This is a genomic window from Terriglobales bacterium (genome assembly GCA_035561515.1).
In the GTDB taxonomy this organism is placed as follows: domain Bacteria; phylum Acidobacteriota; class Terriglobia; order Terriglobales; family Acidobacteriaceae; genus DATMXP01.
Genome location: DATMXP010000042.1, coordinates 1 through 22,748, shown reverse-complemented (window position 1 = coordinate 22,748; position 22,748 = coordinate 1). Strand labels below are relative to the sequence as shown.

The following is a 22,748-nucleotide window of genomic DNA, read 5'->3' as shown; positions in this document are numbered from 1 at the left end:
CTTCGAGGCTAAGTTTAACGAGTGGACTCTTGCATGTCATGGGTGATGCCCTGCAGAGTGCGACCGCGATCTTGCGGCGATAGTGTGTTGGGGGCAACGTGTACTCATCATCAGGGGCTACCACAGGTCGCAGGCGGATGAGAAGTCTGGCGAATCAAGGTGCTTACGCCCAGTGATCATGTGTCAAGCTGTCTGTCGCCCGCGCAGTTACCCGTAGAACTCGCGAACGCGAATCTTGTGCCCTTCCTGAATCCATCCCCCTGAACCGTAAGAAATTCGGACTCTCCTGAGAAGTCGTTTCGCTGTTCATACAGACCGCCAAAGTAGATCGTTGAAGCGTCAGGTGACGATAGTTTCTTTTGTACTCTGTTACCGTTCCCGTTGTATCTGTATTGCGTGATTACACCCGTATCTGTTCTGATTTGCTCCGGCAAATCGAATTGCGACCAACTTAATGTTCTTCCGCCGCCACTCAGTTCACGGCCGCGCATGTCATACGTGAAAGTCCCCTGCACATTCGAGCAATTGCAAGGGGTTCGGCTTTGCCGCCGCCCCAAAAATTTCCCTGGAATACAATTCCCCGCTTCGGCCGACCTCGAACAAGTTTCCGAGTTCGTCATAGTAATATTTAGTTCGAGTCCAGAGCCCGTTGCTGCTGCGGTTTCATGCGATAACTCCGACAGTAGTCGAACGGAATGTTTTCGAGTCTAGCATCGCTCCGACAGTACTCCCGGCAGTGCTCCCAGCCAACACTTTTACCTATCAGGGCAGTTACTTCCGCTCACGGAAATACACCTGTCCGGCACCAGCACTGATGGTGGGAATAAAACGACTAGAAGAGATGCGATCTGCGGAAGCGGAACTCTTTATCCGCTTCCGTAGAACGGCCGCGCTTTCTGGAATGGCAGGCGTCCGGGTACGATCAGATGTTTCACCGTGTCAAGCAACCGGCTGATCGGATGACGGGCTGTCGCTGCGCAGATCATCGGCAGTCACGTGCAGGTAGATCTGCGTGCTGGTGATGAGGCGGTGTCCGAGCAAGTCACGGATGGTGACCAATCCCACTCCCGCCCGCACCAGGTGCGTGGCGAACGTGTGCCGCATGCGATGCGGTGACAGTGGAATGCCGATGCGGCTGCGCTGACCCCACGTGCGAACGCGCTCATAAATAGCGCCGCGCGAAAGGGCCCGTCCGAAGCGTGACCGGAAGAATGGAGCCTGGCCGGGCGCCGCACCTCGCGCTTCCACATACACACGGAGTACTTCCGCCAGTTCCTCGTTCAGTGGAATCGTGCGCTGGTGTCCACCCTTGCCGGTGACGGTGATCGTCAACGCCTTCAAGTCAACGTTGCCATTACGCCGCGACGCAGGCCCGTGCCGTACAACATCGCGAGGATCGTCAGCCACAGATGCGAACTATAGTCACCGCCGCGGTTCGCAGCGGCACGCCACAGGGCTTCCATGTGCGCGTGATCGATGCGCTTCGGCAATCGTGCGTAAGGCGTGACCTTCGGCCCCTTCATCCAGCGCAGTGGGTTGACGTTCCAGAGGCCTTGTCGCACCAGGTAGTCACCAAAACCTCGCATCGTGCTCAGGGTTCCGTACACCGTTGCCTTCGAACGAAAGCTAGTGCGACTGGCCATGTATCGCGTGATCGTTATCGCGTCGATCTGCTCGATCGCAACTCTCGGACGCCGCTTCTTTAGCCACCGTCCCCACCGATAAAGCCGCGACTCCGTACACGACGCGCTCGATTCGCTCTATCCCCGGGCCCGGTACTCCTCCATGTATGCATCCTGCTACCGATCCCATCTCCTCATCGCCGTTCTCCTTGCGTTCCTGACGGCGAACTAACGCTCGCCGGCTACAACGTTACGAAAACAAACAATACGACCCCCGATATGACTAACTCGGAGGTCGTGAGGAGCCCTGAACTGAACAAAAAGCGGCTACGACTTGAAATGGACGGGCTGAAGATTCCACGCAATCTCCTCGAACGCACGAGCGTGCGGGAATGATTTTGGCTAAGGTATCTGGATCAAAGCGAGTTTGAACGGTTCAACACAGCCCATCATTACCGAGTCTTCGTCATATTTCTTCAGGAGATCTTTAACGATCGGATCAAAGAAAGCGCTGATTTGGGCATAACTGCTCTCTTCAGTTCGTCCGATGTTTTTCTCCAAGACAATATGTTTCAATCGAGACATTGCTTTCATGAGTTCCGGGTTCTGGCACCCGCATTCCCGCAACAAGGCCGCGTCATAGAACGGTTGGCCACCGCTTGTCCAGCCGGTTTCCTTGGCCCAGCTTAAGAGTTCGTTAAAAAACTGGTGTACCAGTTGAGAGCTCTCATTTGCGTCAACTTTGCCATCTTGCATGGCTTGGATGAAATTCTGCCGGGCGTAGCGGATTCTGACTTGGGCAGCCAGATCTCTGGCAACGACGGCACGATTGGGAAAAAGAAAGCGGCCGAGACCTCCAGGACGACCGAGATCGCCCGATTTGATGAGGGTTTCGAGCCGCAGTAGCGCGTCCTTGATCTTGCCAGGCTCCGTCTCCAGCAGGGCTAGAAATGAGTTGGCGATGATTTCCTTGCGTTCCGGATAGAGCAACTCGGAGATGTCCGCCAAGAGTTGCTCTTGTGTACGATTTCCATATTCCGGGTCCCACAAGTTCGCGAAAAAGTAGTTCGTGCTTGGGAACTCAAGCAGTGCAATCGGATTGTAGCCCATGAGCCCCTTCAGTCCTTTAACATTGAATGCCTGTTTGAGAACCCCGCGAATCGACGCGAATTCCAGGTTAGTTGCGGGAAAAACGTCGTTCCCCAGCACTCCAAACGGGTGATATGTCGTCTTTGCTTGCACTGACTCAGCCTCAACAGCTTTGAGGTAGGGTGACATACCGTCCACAAGTTCCCATGGCTCGGGAACGTCCTGCTTAAATTTACGGATGGTTTCCACCATGAACGCCACGTCCTGCTCGGTGGGATCCTTCGTCGTCCACTGGTAACCCGCTGGAAACTCCTCGGTTGGACCAAGAAAGTGCCGTCCCCATCCAACCCACATCCAGTCAACCAACACCGCCTCTCTACCGTGGACGTTATAGCGGTCGAGAATTTGTCGGGCGGCGCGAAAGATCTTAGTCTGCTCGCTTATCGGGCTTTGCGGCCAGCCGCCGGGGTCGGAGTCAATCATGCAGAAGCCGTCTGCATTATCGACGTTCTGATAAAGGGCTTCGAAGGATTTCTGAATCCTCTCGAACTGCTCGGGATCAGCAGGATTCATGTCCTGTTGGCAGCCTTTTACCCAATATCCGCGCTTGAGAGGATCACGGCTGTGACAATCAGAAATCCCAACGCGGTTTGCCGCCTGCATAATCCACACCCTGATTCCTCGTTTGGTCTGAGCGTAATCAACGATGCGACGAACTTCCTGAAGATAGGCCTTGTCTTCTGCAGACAGGGGCACCGGAATGATCTCCATGAAGGGCCACATAAGGATAAGATTTGCGCGCTCTGCCCATGCAATGTCGATGACCCGCTTCCAATCCTGCTCTCCCCAATTTCGAAATCCGTATGGATACTTCAGGTTTCCCGCGCCATTAGAGAAGTTATACCCACGAACCGAGGTCTTAGGCTTGCTACGAAGATTCAACGGGGCTTCAAGATAGGGCACTCGACCGTCCACATGCACGAGCCTTAGAAGCGTCGCAATCCCGAAATTAGTGCCTCGCGCGCCGGATCCGGCGACGAAAACAACGTACGATCCATCGCGTCTTACCGCACGAATGACTGCACCTTCATCACCCAATTCGGGCTCATGTGTTAAATCGATTCCCAGTCTCTTGGACATCTTTTGACCGATCACGATGATAAGTTTGCTCTTCGGAATGCCGGGTTCGGTCGTTACGACAGTGAAACTGCCTCCACTGATCTCACTTAAGTAGGCGCCAAGGTCGTTGGCTCCGTACTGGATGTAAGAAGGTTCGGATGTGTCCACCAGAATACTTCCGCTTTCCAGAAAGATCCGGGACTCAAACGTGCTCCCCTCACCGCAAACCGCGGAGACGCTCCAGATGCATTGGAAAACCAGAATCGATGTAAGTACGACACGTCTCAGCAACGGTGTCCTGTCCATCACAATCCTCCGGTGTTTTTGTTGACGCTGGTCCTTCTGCCAATCTGGAGATACAAGCCGCTGAAAGGCCTGCAGGTCGGAATCTCGCTATGAATGCCCGAGTTTCTCTGGGAGAGACACTCGGGCTCAGTTTCGTTTCGATCACACGGTTCGTGGAATTTCATCCACAACAAGCCGAGTCAAAATCCACTCGATCATGCGATCACGGCACTAGAACTCTAGCCGAAGTGAGAATTGAATCTCCCTGCTAGGTCCGGCGCCAAAGATCTTTCCAAACTGCGGTGTGCCGAACGTGGTGTTTGGATCTCCGAGATTAGTGTGATTCAGTAGGTTGAAGAATTCAGAGCGGAACTGAAGCTTCAAACTTTCTGAGATGGGAATGCTTTTGAAGATCGAAAAATCCACGTTCACCGACCCGGGGCCAGTGATGCTGGCAACCCGAGCGCTTCCGAACGTGAAGGGGGCCGGAGTCTGGAAAGCACTCGTGTCGAACCATTCCTCGATCGTCTTGGGCCCTTTGTTCGGATTGCTAACGACATCCGGGAGCGCGATTTGCGCACCAACATTTGGATTATCAAAGGTAAGGATCGGAGTGAGGGGCTGCCCAGATGCGGCCGCGACAATTCCGCCGAGCTGCCAGTCGGAGACGATCTTGCCGACGGCACCCGAGGCATTCGACAAGAAAAACCGTCCTTTGCCAAGAGGAAGTGCATACAACCAGCTCAGCGTGAAGCGATGCCGCTGATCGTTCTGATCCAGCCCCCGGGCGGATTGCGGATCGTACTGATTCGAAACACAACCACCACCAGGCGTGACAGTGAACTGGAAGTCGCAACCGGAAGCAAACGCTTTCGACCAAGTATAGGACGACAAGAAAGACAGACCGTTCGAAAACCGCTTCTCTGCCTTGATCTGTAAGCCGTTATAGGACGAGTTCCCTATCGATTCCTCGCCAGCAATTCCCGATACGTTAGTGTACGGTCGTCTGGAATCGAGGTCCCCTGGACCGGGAAGACGTGGTTGGTTAGGAACGGTGTTTGCTTCCTGGTGAGTTCCCTTGTTGCCGACGTAAGCTACCTCTACGTTTATCCCCGCTCCCAACGCGCGCTGTACAGCGAGATTCCACGACTGCAGGTATGCGTTCGGAGTATGCTCTGGAATGTATTCAAACCCGAGCTTTCCACCTTGCGAAAGGCCCGCGTAGGGATCAGTAAAGCTGAAGTTTTGGAACGTCTCCGGTGTGTTGTTGACGGTAAAAGCGCCAACAAAAGGAGGATTCGTTGCCAATATCGTGCTCCTCCCCATGAACTCCTTTTGGAAGAAGATGCCGTATGCCGATCGCACTACCGTTCGGTCACCCAGGCGATAGGCGAAGCCGATGCGAGGTGCAAAGTTCTTATTGTTGTTAGCAAGGGTGCTGCGAGTTGCGGGCTTGTTCACCGTTAGACCACCTAGATAACACTGGTGGCTGGGAAGCTCTGGTATACATTGGCCTGGCATTACTACTGTGGCGAGACCTCCGCCCGGTGGCAAACGAACGTTCGAGATTTCGTCATTTGCCGAGTATGGATGTCCAATCCACTCATAACGTAATCCAATATTCAAGGTGAGATTCGTGGTTACACGCCAATCATCCTGAACCCAGGGCGAGAACGACCACGCGCGAAAATTCGGATCAAACTCATCCGGCGCACCTATCCAGGTGTTCGGAATTCCAAGCAGCATGTCGGACATTGCGTAGCCACTGAAGATACCGTTAAAGAAATACAGTCCGTTGGGTATGATCCTCTCTTGAAAGGTATTATGCAGCCGCGTCGCTGTGAGGCCATAGCTCAGGTCGTGCTGATTGTGGTGGGAATAGACACTGAAGCGGTATTCGTACCGCTCGTTAATCCATTTTCGAGGCAACGAAATATTGGAAGATCCGAGAGCATCGAAGCCAGCTACGCTAAAAAACGGGGCATCGGAGGAACGGGAATCGTTCGGTATTCCGTGGATTCCCATCACGTCACGCGCAATGTATGGGCTTGTACCCTCGAGATTACCCTTCAGGTCCTGCCAAAACCGCAAGTAGCCGGCGCGGAAGTCGATGATCGTATTGGGGCTATGGACGTATGCAGCATGCAGCATGACGTTGTGGGCTCGGCTGTTCTGCGACGAACCGAACGTGGGGTTGAGCGATACCGGCAAGTCCGTCACCTGGTTGTAGACGTAATGCCCATCCAGTGAGAGTTTCCCGCTCAATCGATGATCGACGCGCGCCATCCCTTGATTGATGTCGTTGTGATGAGTTTGAGCGATAACGTAATTTTGATCGAGGCCCGGACGATTCGGAAGGGGAATATATTTGGACAGGAATGCCGGCCAAAAACTCAATATACGATTCGACGGAATAATGTTTCCTGGGAAAGGAACACCGGTTACTGGGTCGCTGATCGTAATCGGGCTCGGCAGATTCAGCAACTCGGAAAAGTCACCCGTTCTCATTGCGGCTGTTGGGTATGTGCCACTGAGGGTCTGGGCACGTGCCTCACGGAAGCCCTCATAGCTGGCGAAAAAGAAAGTTTTGTCCCGCACAATTGGGCCACCCAGAGTGCCTCCAAACTGGTTGCGCCGGAGCGGAGGTTTTGGTTGGCCGAAGAAGTTAGTGAAGTAATTGGCTGCGTCCAACTTGTCATTCCGAATAAACTCGTACGCGCTGCCGTGGAAGCGGTTCGTGCCGGACTTCATCACCATATTGACTAAACCGCCGGCGTTGATGCCAAACTCAGCGCTGTAGTTACTGCCTTGCGTTCGGAACTCTTCGATCGCGTCAATGGAAGGGTTGAAGGCGTTGGTGTTGTTTTCCCATTCCTGGAAAGAGACCCCGTCCAGGAGAAAGTCATTGTAGATTGGCTTCTGCCCGTTCACCGAGAACGCTCCTCCTCCGATATCGGTCGTCTGGGCGTCGATCTTCACAGCGGAGAAGAAGCCGTTCCTGCCGGGAGTAACGCCGGGCAACAAAGTCTGCAACTGAAGGAAATTTCGACCGTTCAGCGGGGTCTCGGTGACCATCTTGTTATCCAGCAGCGTCCCTATCGCAGATTGTTCTGTCTCAAGAGAGCCTGGGTTGGCGGTAACCCTGACTTCGTTCGTCGTTTCTCCGAGTTGCAAAGTGAAATCAACGCGGCTGATCAACTGGACTTCAAGCCGGACTCGCTCAACAACGCCCCGACGAAATCCTGCCTTGTCGATTACAACCTCGTAGCTACCCACCTCGAGATTGGGAATTCTGTACTGTCCGACGTTGTTCGTATTCGTCTGGTGGGACTCGCCAGTTCCCTGGTTCGTCACAGTTACCGTAGCTTGCGAAACCACGGCACCCGATTGATCGGTGACAGTTCCGACAATTCCGGCCTCCTGAGCCAGCAAAACAAAAGGGGTGCAAATCAAAAGAAACAAGGGGACAACTATTTTGCCCAAGAGCATTGGAGCCCTCCTCGATGTTCAAGAATCACGATTTTTAGACCGATATCAGCAGGAACCGGAAATTACATTAATATGAACAATGAACGATCATCAATCACTACAATATTTACCCAGAACCGGAAAATCTTGTCAAGCGCTAAGATACTATTGATAGATTATTATTCATGCGATGATGATGTCGGTCCTATTTTCCAGAGCGGGGAAGGTAAGTAGTAGAAGGCGAATCCAACTGGGAAACTGTGAGAAGCTCCTGAAAAGGAACATGCCGCGCTCATATAGTTCTGTCGGGACCCCTCGATCAATTCATGCGGTCGGACAAAATCTGGCAAATATTGCTTGAGTGACTTGCTCCACGGCCCGATCGGCCTCGATTTCGATCACTTTCTCCTTCTTGGCAAAGTGACCCACTAGTGCTGAAATCTCTTGTTCGAAAATCTGGAGCCGATACCTGACGGTCTCTTCCTTATCGTCTTCTCGCACGAGAAGTGGAGATCCATCGCGATCACATTTCAAATCGTTCTCAATCCTGTCTGAACAATCGCTGAATATACACCCGCAGGTTGGACACGTTCGCCGTCCCGCAATACGCCGAATGATCACCGCTTCTGGAACAATCAGCCTGAAAACATGCATAGAAGTTCCGCCACGCGTCGCATGGAGGCAATCGTCGAGAAGATGTGCCTGCCGTTCGGTTCGTGGAAAGCCGTCCAGTACCATTCCGCCCAGGCAATCGGCCTGAGTGACACGATCACGCAGTACTTTCATCACTATTTCGTCCGGAACGAGCACACCTCGCTTCAGTAACTCCTCGACCTTTCTGCCGACATTCGTACGAGACTCGACATGCTGACGGAGCAGATCACCAGTAGACAGGTGAGGGACTCTCAGAAATTGCGCGAGCCTCTTGCATTGTGTCCCTTTGCCCGAGCCGGGTGGGCCGAGGACGATGACGATTCTCTGTTTTTCAGTAGCAAAGCCGTTGCGGATTGGGTGCAAGATTTCCTCGTGGATGTTTGAGTGGCGTTCAACGCAGGTGAGAGTCGATACCTAAAGCGTCGACGCTGACGGACTGCCCATTGCCGAACAAGACAGCGCGATCACGTTCTATGACAACATCTTTAAGTTGAACAAATCCCTGCGGTACTCGCGTCAGGAGAGCTGCGTACTTTACGGTCTTTGTTCCAAGTGCCGGAATGAAAGTGTTCGTCGGCTCGCCCAGGACGTGCCCCGATAGAAAGGATTCCCGGCGATGCACTGGAAGCGGTGTAGTACTGAACTCAAGTCCGCGTGCTTTCGTTCGTTTTTTCCATGGAGCGGCCTCAATGCCGAGGTTCTCTTCCCAAACCGCAACCCAGGGAAAATCATTTCGATTGAAGCAATAAGCAAGACAAAGGCCCAGATCATGGTTAACGGCACCAATAAAGCCCAACTCGCGGTTCTTATTCAGCAGCACGGCAACTACAAACCCGAGACCATCGTGCGAAAACGGTTTTGCCAAGTCGATCGTTGGACCCTCCATCGAGGGCGCCTTTGGCCATTCAAACTTTTCCGCTGACGCAAGCAGCGCCTTGCCCTCGTCATATCCATGCGGAAAAGTAATCGCCTTCCTGCCGGGAATTGAAGTGGTAGCCATTTCAGCCGAAAGAAACGGCGGCCCTAACGTGACATGCTGCGTCCAATGAAAGAAGTGATCCGATTTTCGAAGATTACGAACAGTTTCCGTGAAATAGATGACGTTTTCGCTTTTCGAAAGACGAATTTGGCGATTGAAGTCCAAGCCGGCGATCGGCAACCTCACAAACATCTCGAGTGCAGCGGTATCCCCTGTAGCGGATACCTTTGTCGCGCTCCACTTCGATGATGGCGCTTCTCCGTGCTGTGAAAGTCCCAGTTTCGACTCCTCTGGGGAAGGCGAACCGAAATAGTCCAGACAGATGTTGTGGCCTACAAGCCCGGACAACAGTTTCCCTTCCGTGATGGTGCCATATTTCTCTTTATGCGCTCTTTCAGAGTATTCGTAGGGTTCAATCGTTTGCCAAGGAGGAACCCACAGAGGGCTGACGTCCGGTCCGTGTACAAGGCGAAAATCAGCAATATGCCCCCCACCACGCAGGACGGTTAACGAAAGAGCTCCGTTACCCAGTTCGTAAGCTGCACGTCCCCGCCACTTTGCGCGTCTGCAAAAGATAAGGTTCGATTGTTTTTTCATAGGGCGACTATTGACCTTGGAGCACGGCCACCTTGAGAGGTTCAACGCATCCGACCATCACCGAGTCTTGATCGTACTTTTCGAGGAGAGATTTGCTAATGCCTGCAAAGAATGCATCCACTTTGGCGTAGCTGGTATATGGAGCGCCTTGAGCAAGCAATTGTTTCAGGCGGTACATAGCCTCGGTGAAATCCTTTCCGCTTTCGTAGATGGGGCGAGGCCACACGGTAATCTCAATCATCTTGTTCCACCCGGTTTCTTTGTTCCAGGCGAGAAGCTTGTCGAGATAGTCCTCCACGAGAGCAGAGCTTTCAGCGATTGATGGCTTACCACGCATTGCTTCTAATAAAGTTTGGCGCGCTGCTCTGATCTCGAGTTGCATCTTCAAATTGCGCAAAATCGAAAGATGATCTGGTATCAGAAGTCTTCCCAACGCTCCGGCATGGCCTGCGTCGCCCGCTTGAAGAAGTTGATCCACACCCTTCAATGCTGCGTTGATTCTTGCGACTTCGGTTTCCCGTAGGGCCAGGAATGAATCCGCAATTAATTGTTGATGCTCGGGATAAAGCTGGCCGGCGAGATCGAGCATCACTTCCGCTTCAGGCCGATTCTCGTACTCTGCGTCCCACGCCGTCGAAAAGAAATAGAAGGTGCGCGGGAATTGAAGCAGCATTAGTTGATTGTTCCCCATCACTCCGAGCAGGCCGGGATACCTCTTTGCCTTGTCGAACACCTTCTTCACTGATTCCTGGCCCAGATTCGTCGCGGGGAAAGCAGGCTCGTGTTCGATGGCGCCATACGGGAGATAAACTGCTTTTCCCAGCACATGTTCCTGTTGAACCACGGACAAGTACGGAGGTTGGCCGGCGATCAGATCCCAAGGCTCCTGCATATGAGCTTTGAAATACCGAATCGTTTCGCCCATGAACGCGACGTCGCTTTCATCCGGGTTCTTGTCAGTCCAGTCATAAGCAGCGACCACAGAATCGGTCGAGGTGAAAAACTTATGTCGCCCCCAACCGACGTGCATCCAGTCAACCAGTTTCGTTTTCGATTTTCCAACGCTGTACTGATCCAGAAGTTTGCGGGCACCCTGCAAGATTTTCACCTGATCGCTGATGGGGCTTTGCGGCCAGCCACCAGGATCCGAATCGATCATGCAGTAGGCATCGGCATTGTTCACGATTTTGTAGAACGCCTCAAACGACGTCATGATTCGACTGAATTGCTGTGGGTCCGCGGGGTTCATATCCTTCTGACATTCATTCACCCAGTAGGGGCGAACCCGAGGATCAGGTGTTCCGCAATCTGAAGTACCAATCCGATTTGCGGATTGCATGATCCACACTTCCATGCCGCGTTCGTTCTTGGCGTAATTGACGACCCGCTGCACTTCCTGCAGGTAAGCTTCATCTTCCTTGGATAACGGAACGGGAAGTATCTCCATGAACGGCCATAGATAAAAAAGGTTAATCCGCTGCGCCCACGCAATATCGACGAATCGTTTCCAATCCGCTTCTTTCCACGATCGAAATGCATAAGGATAATTCAGCGGCCATCCATTCAGATGGATACCGCGCTTTGGGTAACTGGGCTTGCTGCGGATATTTACGGGACCGTCTAGGAACGGCACATTCTTCTCCGCACGGATCATCTGTAAGAGTGCCGCGACGCCGGCATTCGTCCCGTGCGGATCGTATCCGGCAACGATGATTTGCGCTGTGCCATCGGTTTGAAAAGATCGGATCACGTAACCTTCGTCACCCAATTCCGACGACACTCCGGCGTCCTGTCCGATTTGGTGAGCCATCGCCCGGCCAATTGCAATAATGGTTTTATTTGAGGCTGTACCGCGTTTCGCCCTCACCGCTACAGCTACATGGCCGATCTCTTGCAGGTAATTAGCAAGATCGTTCGCCGCGTACTGAACGTACGATGGTTCCGCGGTATCGACCAGAATGTTGGATTGGGCGGGTGCCAAACTGATGCGTGCTGTAGAAGGTTGAGCGGCATCTGCAATTGTCAAACAACTAAAGACAATGCTTGCCGTAACGATGCCAGTCGAAAGGATTCTTCTTAATGTCATGATGCAGGCGATCCCAAGTTCGCGAATCACATCCGGAACAAGTAGCTGAGCTTCAGAAAGAACTGGCGTTCCACCCCGGTGCCCGGAAAAGCACGCCGTGTTATTTGTGGTTGCGCAGCGCTGATCAACAGGTTCTCGTAAATATCGGTGTAGCCAACGTATATAGCGGTACCGGGATGGGCAAGGTACGTGAAAAGGAAATCCCCCCCGAATCGTTTCGATCTCTCGAGAGACACCAGGTTGGAATTCGGCAAAGTGGCGTTGTAGTCCAGAATGAGCCGGAAAGACATCTCTCGACTGAGTTGATAGTTTGCTTTGGAACGAACAATGTGGTTCGAAAACACCACCTGCGCTGGCGACCCTGGAACATGCGTGGTGTACGGAGTCTCGGCCAAACGAGTGTACAGATACGTTTGCTCAAGCTTCAATTGCGCGCTCGGGCGCACGGTGAGCCGAAGGGCCCCATCGGACGATTTCGCGGAGCATGCAGACAGACCAGCCGCTGGATAGTAGTTGATTCCGGTTCCATAGCTGAATGCGGAACTTAACGCTAACCACCGCGTTGTTTGAGTCGACGCATAGAACGAGGTCAGTCGCTTGCGAAAGCCAACCTCCTGGTACCTCTCGAAGGCCTCGGCGTGCGTTGCTCCAAGCAATGTTTGCCCTGGTAGTTCGACGGAGAATTCTGGTGCTACTTCCCAATCTTGTAAATGTCCGGCGTGGTCCCAATTGACGAGAGCATTCAGTCGCGGGCCATAGCTAAGAAAAACTTTGCGTTCCGGACGCCATGAATATCCGAAGCTTTGCTGTATCTGTCTAACGTCGACTCGTGGAATGAACCCCAGTTGTGCCTGAAAACGCGGGCTGCGATCGAAAAAACTGGTGTGCGACCAGCCGTGGCGGTTGTCGTGATTTAGCTTCGCAACGTAATCGTACCCGTTAGTCTGTAAGCCCGAATTACTGGTACTGCTACGTGCGACTTGGCCGTCGAAATACCAGTTTGATGTCAGCTTTAATCGAGCATCGACGGCGGCAACCGTATTCGACGACACAGGAAACTGAGATGTCGACAGGAACATTCCAAAGTGCGAATCGGACGCGAACTCGCGACTAACGCGAGCAACCGCATTGAGAGCATGTCGCCCGAAATTACGATCCAAACGATCCAGTAACTGGCCGGGAGCTCTGTCGTCCGCGCCGAGAAATCCTAATGCCCAACGACCGTACTTACCCGTAAAGCGTGCCCCGACTTCTGGATCTATGATTCGCCTAGAAAAAAAGAGCTGCTCTGGTGTAGCGAAAAACGCGGCATTCTCTAAGAATAACGGTCGCTTTTCGGGAAAATAGACTTCGTATCGCCTGTTCACCGCGACTTGCGGCTCATCGGATTCGACCTGACTGAAGTCGGGATTGATCGCGGCATCTAAAGTGAACGCGTCACGGACCACAGCCTTCAAATCCACTCCAATTCGGGAGTCTGTTCCAGTGCGGAATGTCGGTCCGGTCGGTGGAGTATCAAGGATTCGAGATGCGGAAAATAGCGCATACGGATTGATTTGAAAGTTTCGTCCAGGCGATACCCGCTCGATTCCCTCCACGTGACCGAACTGCGTCTGGAAAGTTGGAATGCGCTGGGTGATGTAAGGCCAGAATACTGTCTCATTATTCCGAATAATTGCCCGCCCCAAAGAGATGCCCCATCGCTGTTGTTCCACTCCGGGAAATCGCAGGCTTCGAAATGGAATGGTAATTAAGACGACGAATCCGTCTTCAACCAACCGCGCATCGCTACTCCACACCGTGTCGAAGCTAAGATCATCCTCATTACCCGTTGTGATGCCATCCATCTGAATGCCCAGAGGATTGCTGCAGAAGAAATAATCACGGCGATGATCATGAAAGGTGTCTGTGTTTACGCAGACGTAATCATCATCCCCGATGTCATCACGTCTGGTTTTGTGAGCACGAACCTTACTGAGATCATCTTTCGCGACGAAAGCAACAAAGAGCTTCTTATCGTCGTACGACAAATAGACTTTGGTCGGCTGACTTGCTGGGTCGCCGTCACCCGGAGTCCATTGCCGAAGTTCAGTGATCTCAACCTCCCGCTCGCGCGGTCTACCAGTGGCATAATCGTCTAGCGTTGGAGCATGAGTAACATGGGGAATGACGAGCGTTGGGGCCGGCATCTCAGTCTGTGCGGACGCAGTTCCAGACCATCCAAAAACGCACGCGAGAGTCGCCAGAACTCCTCCGACGTTCTGAGAAAACAGGAAACTGAAAGTGCGTTTCGAAGGCCAGGAAACCATCGCTTACCATCCTTGAATCATCGATACTTTGAACGGTTCAACGCAACCGATCATGACCGAATCCCGACCGTACTTCTTCGTCAAATCTCCGCTTATGACTGCGAGGAAGTCATCGATCTGCGTATATGTTGTGTACGACTTGCCCTGCGAGAGCACTTTCTTAAGTTTCGTCATCGCTTTGGTGAGATCGTTGCCCTGCTCGTAAATCGGCGTTCGCCAGATGGTGATGTCGATCATCTTGTCCCAGCCCGTCTCATGATTCCACGCCAGCAATCGATCAAAATACGCTTCCAGAAGGCGTTTGGATTCCTGTACGGAGGGAGTACCGTCCATGGCCTTGATGAAGTCCTGACGAGCGGCCCTGATCTGGAGCTGCTTTTCCAGATTTCTCGCGACGGCCAGCGCATCCGGGAATAGGAAGCGACTCAGTGCTCCCGCGCGAACTGCGCTGGGCGCATTCACAAGACCCGAAATGCCCGTCAAGGCAGCGTTAACTTTTACTGGGTCGGATTCCCGCAGACCTACAAAGGCATCGGCGATCAGGTCCTTCTGACCGGGATAGAGTTGTTCAGCCAAGTCGAGCAGGACATCTCGTTCATCGCGCTTTTTGTAACCGGAATCCCATGCCGTTTTGAAGAAGTAGAAAGTTCGCGGCAGTTGCAGGACCATGAGTTCGTTGTTCCCCATGATTCCTTTCAACTCGGGATACTCCGCGGCCTTTTCGAATACTTTTTGGACCGGCGCGAACCCGGTATTAGTCGCGGGAAACGCGGGCTCCATTTCGATCGCTCCATACTCCAGGAACGTCGTTTTATCCAACACCGATTCCCTCTTGGCAGATTCCAGGTACGGAGATATTCCGGCGATCAGTTCCCATGGTTCCGGCACCATATTCTTAAAGTTCTTAATCGTGTCCTGCATTAAATCGACAGCCTTCTTGCCGCTATCCTCGCCCGTCGGATGCCGTCCCCACCCTATCCACATCCAATCGATCAACTTTGTTTGTTCTCTATGAACGCTGTACTGGTTCAACAACTTCCGAGCCCCATTGAAGATCTTGGCTTGATCACTCAGCGGACTGCCTGGCCATCCGCCCGGATCAGAGTCGATCATGCAGAAGCCGTCGGCGTTGTTGACCACCTTATAAAGCGCCTCGAAATGACTCATGATGTACGCGAAATCATTCGGGTCTGCCGGATTCATGTCCTTCTGACATTCAGGAACAACCCAGTAGGTCCGATATCTTGGGTCGGCAGAACCGCAATCAGTAACGCCGATGCGATTTGCAGACTGCATGATCCAGACCTGCATTCCGCGTTCCTTCTGCGCGTACTCGACCACACGATTCACTTCCTCAAGGTATGCGCGGTCCTCTGCGGAGAGGGGCAAAGGAATCACTTCCATAAAAGGCCATAGATAGAACAGGTTGACGTTCTGCGCCCATGCGATGTCAATAAATCGCTTCCAGTCTTCTTCTTTCCATGTGCGAAAGGCGTACGGGTATTTCAGCGGCCATCCATTAAGGTGGATACCACGGACAGCAAACTGCGGCTTGCTACGCACATCCAAAGCACCATTTACGTAGGGAGCTGTGCCATCGGCACGGATCATTTGGATCAGCGTTGCGATTCCGGCATTGGTGCCGTGGGGATCATGTCCGGCAACGACTAGATAGTTGGAGCCGCGCTGATTGACGGTCCGCAACAGGAACCCCTCGTTGCCCAAATCATCCAGTGAACCGAGATCCACGCCGGCACTCCGCCCTGCTTTCTCCCCCAAAATGATCGTTATGCCGCCGCTCTTCTCATTCTTGCGTTTGGGAGACTGCCCGGTGATACCGGACAAGTACAAAGTCAGGTCCTTTGCTGCGTATTGCACATAGCTCGGTTCGCTCGGATCCACTCGAACTGTCGCTTCCGACAGAACCAACTTCTGGCTGTTCGTCTGTCCTTCTAATGAGCAACACAGGAGGCCGCACACGACAACGACTACGAATAACGAACGGCGTGGAAGAGATCTGACCATCGAGCCTGCTCCAAACTACTCTTGTTTGAACGATCATGAACCGATGTAGGCGACTTTGTACTTCATTTAACAGGACATTGCAAGTAGAATCTGATCTATGATCGATCATCGTGTTCGGCTCGGATGCATAAGTCTCGGCATCTTATTCATGGTTGTTCTCCTCGGCAACCCTTCGCTTGCTGGAAGCCAACCCGCGATTCCGACAAATCACGAAGTCTTCACGATCGGCGTGAAAGACGGATCCTTTCGCGAGTTCGACACTGCCAACCTTCCGCAGGGGAATGTTGTATTCGAAGTCGGGAATAACTCGGCAAAATATTGGCCGGCTTACCAGCCCGGATCATTGGACAACCAGGTTCGCGCCAGCACAATGCAGGAAGGCTGGGTATCGAGGAGCGCCAACGAACAAACCGGACGCACGCATCAGTCGACGATCACATTCAAACTCACGGCTGCTCGCGGCACTTTCACGCTCCACCTCGGGATGATTTTTCGGTATCGGCGTGCGGCCACACCCAGGCTCGTTTTAGTGATTAATGAACAATCAGCAGGCACTTACCTGCTGAACCCTCGTCCAGCTCCGGAGCTGTGGTGGCCAAACGGCGGTGAAGGAGACGGCAATCTTCAGTACTTCGGATATGAATCGCTAGATTTGCCACTGCGTTCAGGCCTCTTTCAAGCCGGGCGAAATACCCTCACGATGAGTTTTGAGGACGGCTTCGGCATCTACTTCGACTATCTGTCACTGTCCAACAACTCGGCGCAAGAACTCGATTCAGTCGTGACAGCCGAAGTCACTCCGAGTGTGCTTTATAAGAAGAGTGGGGGCGGGTTGGTGGAACTGGTAGACATACGGATTCGAAGCCAGAAAAAGTTAGGAAGCAGAAAACTCACGCTGAAAGCAGATTCCTTGCAGGTCGAACGACAATTCCAGCACAGTGCACCCGGCGATGTCTTTATTTCAGTCGAGGTACCTGACCTCGATAAACCATCGGCAGCAACGCTAACCCTCTCTGGATATTCGCAGCCCGTCTGGAAAGGCACCTTCGAGCCAAAACGCAAATGGAAGGTTTACGCGCTGCCGATGGAACAGGCAGACTTCGGCTACAACGACTTCCCTGCGCGCACCCTGGAATGGGAAAACCGGTTCATCGACAAAACGCTCGAGATTCAAAAGGCCTACCCTGATTATTCATATACGCTCGACGCGTCTGCGAACCTTGAGTCTTACCTCGCGACCAGGCCAGCGAACAAATCAAGCCAGGTCCTCGACTATCTACGAAGCGGCAAGTGGGGAATCAACGCACTGTATGCGAACTTCTTCACTGGATTATGCTCAGCAGAAGAACTGTTCCGTAGCCTCGACTTCGGTTTGCGTGCGGGCCAAACGCATGGGTTTCCCGTGGATTCCGCATCGCAAACGGACGAACCGTCGGTCACATGGGCACTACCCCAGATTCTGGCCGACGCCGGCATCAAATACTTCACCAACGGCAGCGATCCCATTCGCGGTGCGCTCAATCCCATTGGTCTCCTGAATTTCAAGTCACCGTTTTATTGGGAGAGTCCCACCGGATCCAAAATCCTCGTCTGGAGTGGCGTTTCCTATACGGCCGTGGACGACATCACCTGGGGTGGCTGGAACAAAGAATCGGTGCAGCGAAGACAATATGCTCCCTCGCTCTTCGGAATGACGAGATCCTTACCGCTGTTCCTGTCACAGTACGAGCGCGCCGACTTTCCGTTCGACGCCGTGCTTCTGTTCGGACTCCACAACGACGAGATCCCGATGCGGTATTGGGGCGATGCCGATGTATTGAACCTATGGAACAAGGAGTATGAGTTCCCGAAGATGATCGCGGGCACGCAACGCGACTTCTTCACCCACATCACCAAGAATTTCAGCGACAGCATAACAACGCTCCGCGGTGACGCAGGTTCTTATTGGGAAGACGAAGCGGGAGCGGACGCCCGCACAGCGGCAACAATTCGGGCAGCACAGACACAGATCGTTGCTGCCGAAAAACTTGAGAGTGTTTCTCAGTGGCTCAATCCCGATCTGACATTCGAGGAGCAACCGTTCCAATCCACATGGAGAAATATCCTGCTGGCGGACTCATACGTCTGGAGCGATGCGAATTCCTTCCGTCGCCCCTACAGCTATAGAACCCTCGGAGGCGAAGCCGCACATCGGTCCTGGGCAGAATCAGCAAACCAGACCTCCAGCGATCTTCGCCTAATCGCGTTGGACAAAATCGCGGAATTGATTGATGACCGGCGGCCCGGCGCCGTAGTGTTCAACAGCGAAAGCTGGACACGAAGCGACCTTTTCGACTTTGAACTCGAAATGGATGAAATGCTGGTTGATCCCACTAATTCGAGGCCGATTCCCTGTGGCACTATTCAGCAATCGTTCGGATACAAGCAGGTGCGCTGCTGGGCGAGCGACATTCCGGGTGTAGGGTACAGGTTTTATCCGATCGCCAAGGGCTCTGTTCCCAATGGCGAGCCACTCGACCTCGATCCGCGATCTCCAATGATTGAGAACGACTTCTATCGTGTAAAACTGGATTCGACCAGCGGCGCCATTGTTGATCTGATCGACAAAACGACGAATGCCGACCTTGTCGATCCAGCCTCGGCGTATAAGCTCAACGAGCATCTCTACGTAACAGGCGGGGATCCTGGCAACTTCCGTCCGGGGAGTCTGAAGGACAATCGCATCCTCGCAGCTGACATAACGCTTCCCCTTCCCGAGCTTCAAGTTCATGAGCCCAAGTTAATAAGGGCACCAACTGCAGTGCGTTTTCCGTGGGGCATCGTTGTAACCACCCTTGCGAAGAACACTAATACGCCCGCAATCAAAACCACCATCACCCTGCCGAGCAACGAAAAGAAAATCATTTTCGACAACAGCATTGAGAAAGAGGACACGTTACAAAAAGAAGCAGTTTACTTTGCGTTTCCCTTCGCGCTAGAAGAGCCTCGCATGATGTATCAAGGGGCCACGGCTTGGGTCGACCCAGAACGTGACATGTTGCCGGGCGCGAACCGCCAATGGTTCGCCACGCAAGGTGGCGTCTGGGCAGAAGGTAAGAACATAAACGTTGCGTTTGCAACCAGAGAGGCGCCGCTCGTCACACTGCAAGACATCAATCGCGGGCTGTGGCCGGAATCCATCAAAATCGATCGCAGCACAGTCTTCTCCTACGCCATGAACAATTACTGGTACACCGACACTCCCAGCCATCAAGGTGGACAGTTCCAATTCCATTACGCAATCAGCAGCGGTAAAGATCTTGTCGCGGCTGACGCCTTTTCTCTCGCTGCCGAAGAACGCAATCCACTCACTGTGCTTCGCCATTACAACATGGGATGGACGCCAAGCCTTCCGGCCTCGGGAACTGGATTCATGTCCGCTTCACCGCGAGGAGTGGCAATCATCGGAATGACGCCGATGGACGAAGCGGGGAAGTACCTGATTCGCGTCCAAAATTTCACGCCGGAAGCGGTGACTGCGAAGGTTGTGCTTTCACGAGTGCACCTGAAGAGCGCGTTTGCAGGATCCGTTTTGGGAAACTACTTAGGAACAGTTGAGTGGCACGACAATTCCTTCACGGTTCCGTTGCAGCGCTACCAGATCAAAACCATCGTCCTATCGACGAGAGAACTATCTAAGGGCCCTGCCAACTAACGTGCAGTAGCGTTATCCCGCGGCTCCCAGCAGGATGGCTGCCGCGAGCCCAACGGTAATACCAACCTTTGCCAATGCTCCGATCCGTTCGCGAAAGAAGATGGCGCCGCCGAAAACCACAACGCACATGCTTGCGCCCATTCCGAGCATGTACACAACGCTGCCCGGCACTCCGTGCGAGAGCGCAAGTCCCATGAAGAACTGTCCGCCCACACTCGCGACCGCCATTACGAGCCCGATCAGCAAATTTGGTCTCGACAACGTTGAACGCGATCGGATTAGTCCAAGCAGCCCGAACAGGAATCCTGCCAGATACCAATACACCAGGTAAGGTGCAGTATATTGCTCCGCCAATCCGCGTCCTGCGAGAACTCGCAACCCGAAAGGACAGATGCCGTTGAGGAAGAACGCAGCCAACATCGCGGTGATCCAAATCTTCACATTCGAACGCACAGGAACATCCGCCGTGCTCTCCGCAGCCTTGCTCTCTTGCTGCTTGTCTTTCCACAGCAAAATGATGGAAGCGACCACCAGCAGGAGGATTAGTGCTTTCAGCGCGCTGATTTTCTCGTGATAAAGCACCGTCGAAAGCGTGGCGGGAACGACTGCAGAAAGATTCATGAAAATCCAGCTGCTGGTGATTTTTCCAAACTGGAGGCCGTACAGAAAAACCCAGAAGGCCAGGACCGCCAGCGCCCCGAAAAAGAGAGCCGTCGACGTTACCGCAAAAGGAGGTACCAGAGATGCTTGTTGAACAAAAGCAACATACGCTGCCATGAAGACAGTCGAGCCCCCGAACAACACCAGGGTTGTGTTCAGCGGCGTGCAGCGCCATTTATCGGCCAGTTTGCTCAGAATACCGAGAGTGCCAATGCTCAACATCGCCAGGACTGCATAGAGATAGCCGATGACCATCAAGCCTCCTATGTGCTCTTCCGCTTACTTCCACACCGCCCGCAGCGCTTCCATCACCTTCTGCTCACATCCTGGCCGAACGGCACGGCGGTGCCGGTAACGTAATGCAGCACCGTCTTCTGGGAAACTGGAAGCTTCGTACCCTCCGAGCGACAGGTCTTTGTCCATCGGTATATAGCTTTCACAACCATTCGTGTATGCCAGCATCATCTTGTGTTTCGTAGGAACGTTTTCTTCCAGCCGCAACTGGTATTCCGAGAACAATTCGTGAGTGGTCGCGAGCAACCCCCAATCATCTCCAATTCGCAGCACATGCGCCTCAAAGCGAAGTGGCGTTTCGGCCCGTGCATCAACCTTCAACAGCAAGTCCTGAAGGCAAAGCACAGTATCCATTCGCCACCACGGTTGCTTCTCCATCGGTTGGACGTCGTCGGCTTCCGAGGATTCTTCCTGGCTCTTCGCAACTCCGACCAAATCCTGTAGGTCCCAGAGGCGCTCGTCGCTCGCTAAATCCGCTTGATTGCACTGAGCAAGCTTTTCCTCAGCTTCCTTGAGGGACTTTTCGCACTCGCTACGGGATGGCAACGCTTGAAGCGGAATATCGATCCGCACAGACCTGATCTGGAAAGAAGATTCGGTAATGGGCTCGCAGTCTTCTAGAGCAGCGAGTGTGGCACGAGCGAGTTCTTCACCGGCGCTCTTGGCCGCATCAATTCCGCCCCGCAAAGGATTCCCATTGATGTCTCCAGCGAACCCTTGGCCAAAAAGGGCGATACTTCCCTCGCCCAGAACACTTTCTAATTTCCCTGCTGCGAATCCCGGGAATTCTGCGCTGATCAATCGACTGGACCCGTGAATGATGACGGGATGAGCAGCGTGACTGAACAAAACAGTCTTGGTTCCATCAATTCGTTCGATTCGAAGCACGTCAACCCACGGAATCACCGAGCCGTCGGGATTCGGCTTCATCACTACGCCTTCAGAGGTCCGAAGCCGTCTGTTGGAACCGATTTGTACCGGTGCGCGTCCCGCCGAAAGTTTCGTCGGCATGGCAGTTCGTTTCGCTTCTGCAACTGCTTCCGCAACTATCTGCGGCAAGGAATCCCGCCACTTTCGACCGGGGCCTGCGAGCCAGCGTGGCCCTAAAACGCTCCATGGAATCGTGAACGGCGCCGAATGGTTGTGGGTGCAGTGAACCAGGCTCATCGAAATTCCAGCGGACTTGCGGATTGCTTCACGGATCTCATCTGCCAGACCGAAGTCCATTCCGATCAGATCCAAGCTTATGAACGCGACGAGTTGCGACTCATCCCCAAGTACAAGTGCGCGTGCATACAATTCATCATGAATCCCCGTACATCTTTGAATGGTGCCGAGCAACGGAGCGCCTACCGGTGGCGTGATATTCCTTCGAGCTGTCCCTGCTATCAAACCGACTCCGTTTTTCGAATGCTGATGAGAACGGTCCATGATTTATAAGCTCCCTAAGTGACAAGAAAGGGCTGCATACGCAGCCCTTTCTTGGTTGGCACGCGGCAACGGCCGCTTCGGGCAACAGCCATCTCGCTTCTCTGCTGATAGACCTGGTTGAGCCGGCTAAGTCCGAAACTCACCTCAACTACTATTGTCGTCGGCAACACCGTATCGTAAGTTGAACACTTGTTCCTAGCCTCGCCGGCATTAACGTTCGCGCCGGTTACCGCAGCTCCGGCCAACACAGGGCCGGATGAATTCCTTTCGGTGCCCACAAGCTTGATTTTTGTGCCAACGCCCGAAGGGAAGACCCGAGGAGAAGCGCATTGCTGCAATGTTCCAAGGCTCTGCTTTCAAAACGACCGTATCCCCTCACCTCAAACAATAATCGATGAACGATCATTGTTTGAGAAATTACGACCTTATACAGAAT

Annotated in this window: 13 protein-coding genes; 2 read left to right on the top strand and 11 right to left on the bottom strand. The window is 53.2% G+C overall.

Annotation, left to right across the window (positions count from 1 at the left end; all coding sequences use genetic code 11):
- Nucleotides 1–939: 939 nt before the first annotated feature.
- From VN577_18505 to VN577_18490, 4 genes are all read right to left on the bottom strand, one after another.
- Complete coding sequence (locus VN577_18505) at nt 940–1,341, bottom strand: tyrosine-type recombinase/integrase (GenBank protein ID HWR16825.1); 402 nt, start codon at nt 1,339–1,341, stop codon at nt 940–942.
- Nucleotides 1,338–1,643: a hypothetical protein gene (locus tag VN577_18500; protein ID HWR16824.1), complete on the bottom strand. Its 306-nt coding sequence runs from the start codon at nt 1,641–1,643 to the stop codon at nt 1,338–1,340. The genes VN577_18505 and VN577_18500 overlap by 4 nt, the downstream gene beginning before the upstream one ends.
- 381 nt (nt 1,644–2,024) lie before the next feature.
- The gene (locus VN577_18495) at nt 2,025–3,998 is read right to left on the bottom strand and encodes a hypothetical protein (protein ID HWR16823.1); all 1,974 of its coding nucleotides are present in this window, start codon (nt 3,996–3,998) and stop codon (nt 2,025–2,027) included.
- Between the two features lie 348 nt (nt 3,999–4,346).
- Nucleotides 4,347–7,604 (bottom strand): TonB-dependent receptor, encoded by a 3,258-nt coding sequence (locus VN577_18490; protein HWR16822.1) that lies wholly within the window; start codon nt 7,602–7,604, stop codon nt 4,347–4,349.
- Nucleotides 7,605–8,231: 627 nt separating this feature from the next.
- Here VN577_18490 and VN577_18485 point away from each other — a divergent pair.
- Entirely contained in the window at nt 8,232–8,408 is a 177-nt protein-coding gene (locus tag VN577_18485; GenBank protein HWR16821.1) for a hypothetical protein, read from the top strand.
- A gap of 220 nt (nt 8,409–8,628) precedes the next feature.
- Here VN577_18485 and VN577_18480 read toward each other — a convergent pair whose 3' ends face one another.
- The 4 genes from VN577_18480 to VN577_18465 all read right to left on the bottom strand — a co-directional run bounded on the left by VN577_18480 (nt 8,629) and on the right by VN577_18465 (nt 16,233).
- Nucleotides 8,629–9,564 (bottom strand): hypothetical protein, encoded by a 936-nt coding sequence (locus VN577_18480; protein HWR16820.1) that lies wholly within the window; start codon nt 9,562–9,564, stop codon nt 8,629–8,631.
- A gap of 256 nt (nt 9,565–9,820) precedes the next feature.
- Nucleotides 9,821–11,899: an alpha-glucuronidase family glycosyl hydrolase gene (locus VN577_18475; protein HWR16819.1), complete on the bottom strand. Its 2,079-nt coding sequence runs from the start codon at nt 11,897–11,899 to the stop codon at nt 9,821–9,823.
- Between the two features lie 26 nt (nt 11,900–11,925).
- Nucleotides 11,926–14,088, bottom strand: coding sequence for a DUF5916 domain-containing protein (locus VN577_18470; protein ID HWR16818.1), 2,163 nt, complete (start codon nt 14,086–14,088; stop codon nt 11,926–11,928).
- A gap of 123 nt (nt 14,089–14,211) precedes the next feature.
- The gene (locus VN577_18465; GenBank protein ID HWR16817.1) at nt 14,212–16,233 is read right to left on the bottom strand and encodes an alpha-glucuronidase family glycosyl hydrolase; all 2,022 of its coding nucleotides are present in this window, start codon (nt 16,231–16,233) and stop codon (nt 14,212–14,214) included.
- 97 nt (nt 16,234–16,330) lie between these two features.
- On the opposite strand from VN577_18465, the gene VN577_18460 reads away from it, so the two are divergent.
- Nucleotides 16,331–19,927, top strand: coding sequence for a polysaccharide lyase family protein (locus tag VN577_18460; GenBank protein ID HWR16816.1), 3,597 nt, complete (start codon nt 16,331–16,333; stop codon nt 19,925–19,927).
- Nucleotides 19,928–19,939: 12 nt separating this feature from the next.
- Here VN577_18460 and VN577_18455 read toward each other — a convergent pair whose 3' ends face one another.
- From VN577_18455 to VN577_18445, 3 genes are all read right to left on the bottom strand, one after another.
- On the bottom strand, nt 19,940–20,842 hold the full coding sequence (locus VN577_18455; GenBank protein HWR16815.1) for an EamA family transporter: 903 nt from the start codon (nt 20,840–20,842) through the stop codon (nt 19,940–19,942).
- Nucleotides 20,843–20,866: 24 nt separating this feature from the next.
- Nucleotides 20,867–22,312 carry a neutral/alkaline non-lysosomal ceramidase N-terminal domain-containing protein gene (locus VN577_18450; protein HWR16814.1) on the bottom strand — a complete coding sequence of 482 codons (1,446 nt, stop codon included), beginning with the start codon at nt 22,310–22,312 and terminating at the stop codon, nt 20,867–20,869.
- Between the two features lie 226 nt (nt 22,313–22,538).
- Nucleotides 22,539–22,748, bottom strand: a 210-nt coding sequence (locus VN577_18445) for a hypothetical protein (protein HWR16813.1), incomplete at its 5' end; no start/stop codon positions are given.

Excerpts from the sequence above, each read along its gene's own strand:
- VN577_18500 (HWR16824.1), bottom strand. The coding sequence starts at position 1,643 with ATGGCCAGTCGCACTAGCTTTCGTTCGAAGGCAACGGTGTACGGAACC.
- VN577_18490 (HWR16822.1), bottom strand. The coding sequence starts at position 7,604 with ATGCTCTTGGGCAAAATAGTTGTCCCCTTGTTTCTTTTGATTTGCACC.
- VN577_18485 (HWR16821.1), top strand. The coding sequence starts at position 8,232 with ATGCATAGAAGTTCCGCCACGCGTCGCATGGAGGCAATCGTCGAGAAG.
- VN577_18475 (HWR16819.1), bottom strand. The coding sequence starts at position 11,899 with ATGACATTAAGAAGAATCCTTTCGACTGGCATCGTTACGGCAAGCATT.
- VN577_18470 (HWR16818.1), bottom strand. The coding sequence starts at position 14,088 with ATGCCGGCCCCAACGCTCGTCATTCCCCATGTTACTCATGCTCCAACG.
- VN577_18465 (HWR16817.1), bottom strand. The coding sequence starts at position 16,233 with ATGGTCAGATCTCTTCCACGCCGTTCGTTATTCGTAGTCGTTGTCGTG.
- VN577_18460 (HWR16816.1), top strand. The coding sequence starts at position 16,331 with ATGATCGATCATCGTGTTCGGCTCGGATGCATAAGTCTCGGCATCTTA.
- VN577_18455 (HWR16815.1), bottom strand. The coding sequence starts at position 20,842 with ATGGTCATCGGCTATCTCTATGCAGTCCTGGCGATGTTGAGCATTGGC.
- VN577_18450 (HWR16814.1), bottom strand. The coding sequence starts at position 22,312 with ATGGACCGTTCTCATCAGCATTCGAAAAACGGAGTCGGTTTGATAGCA.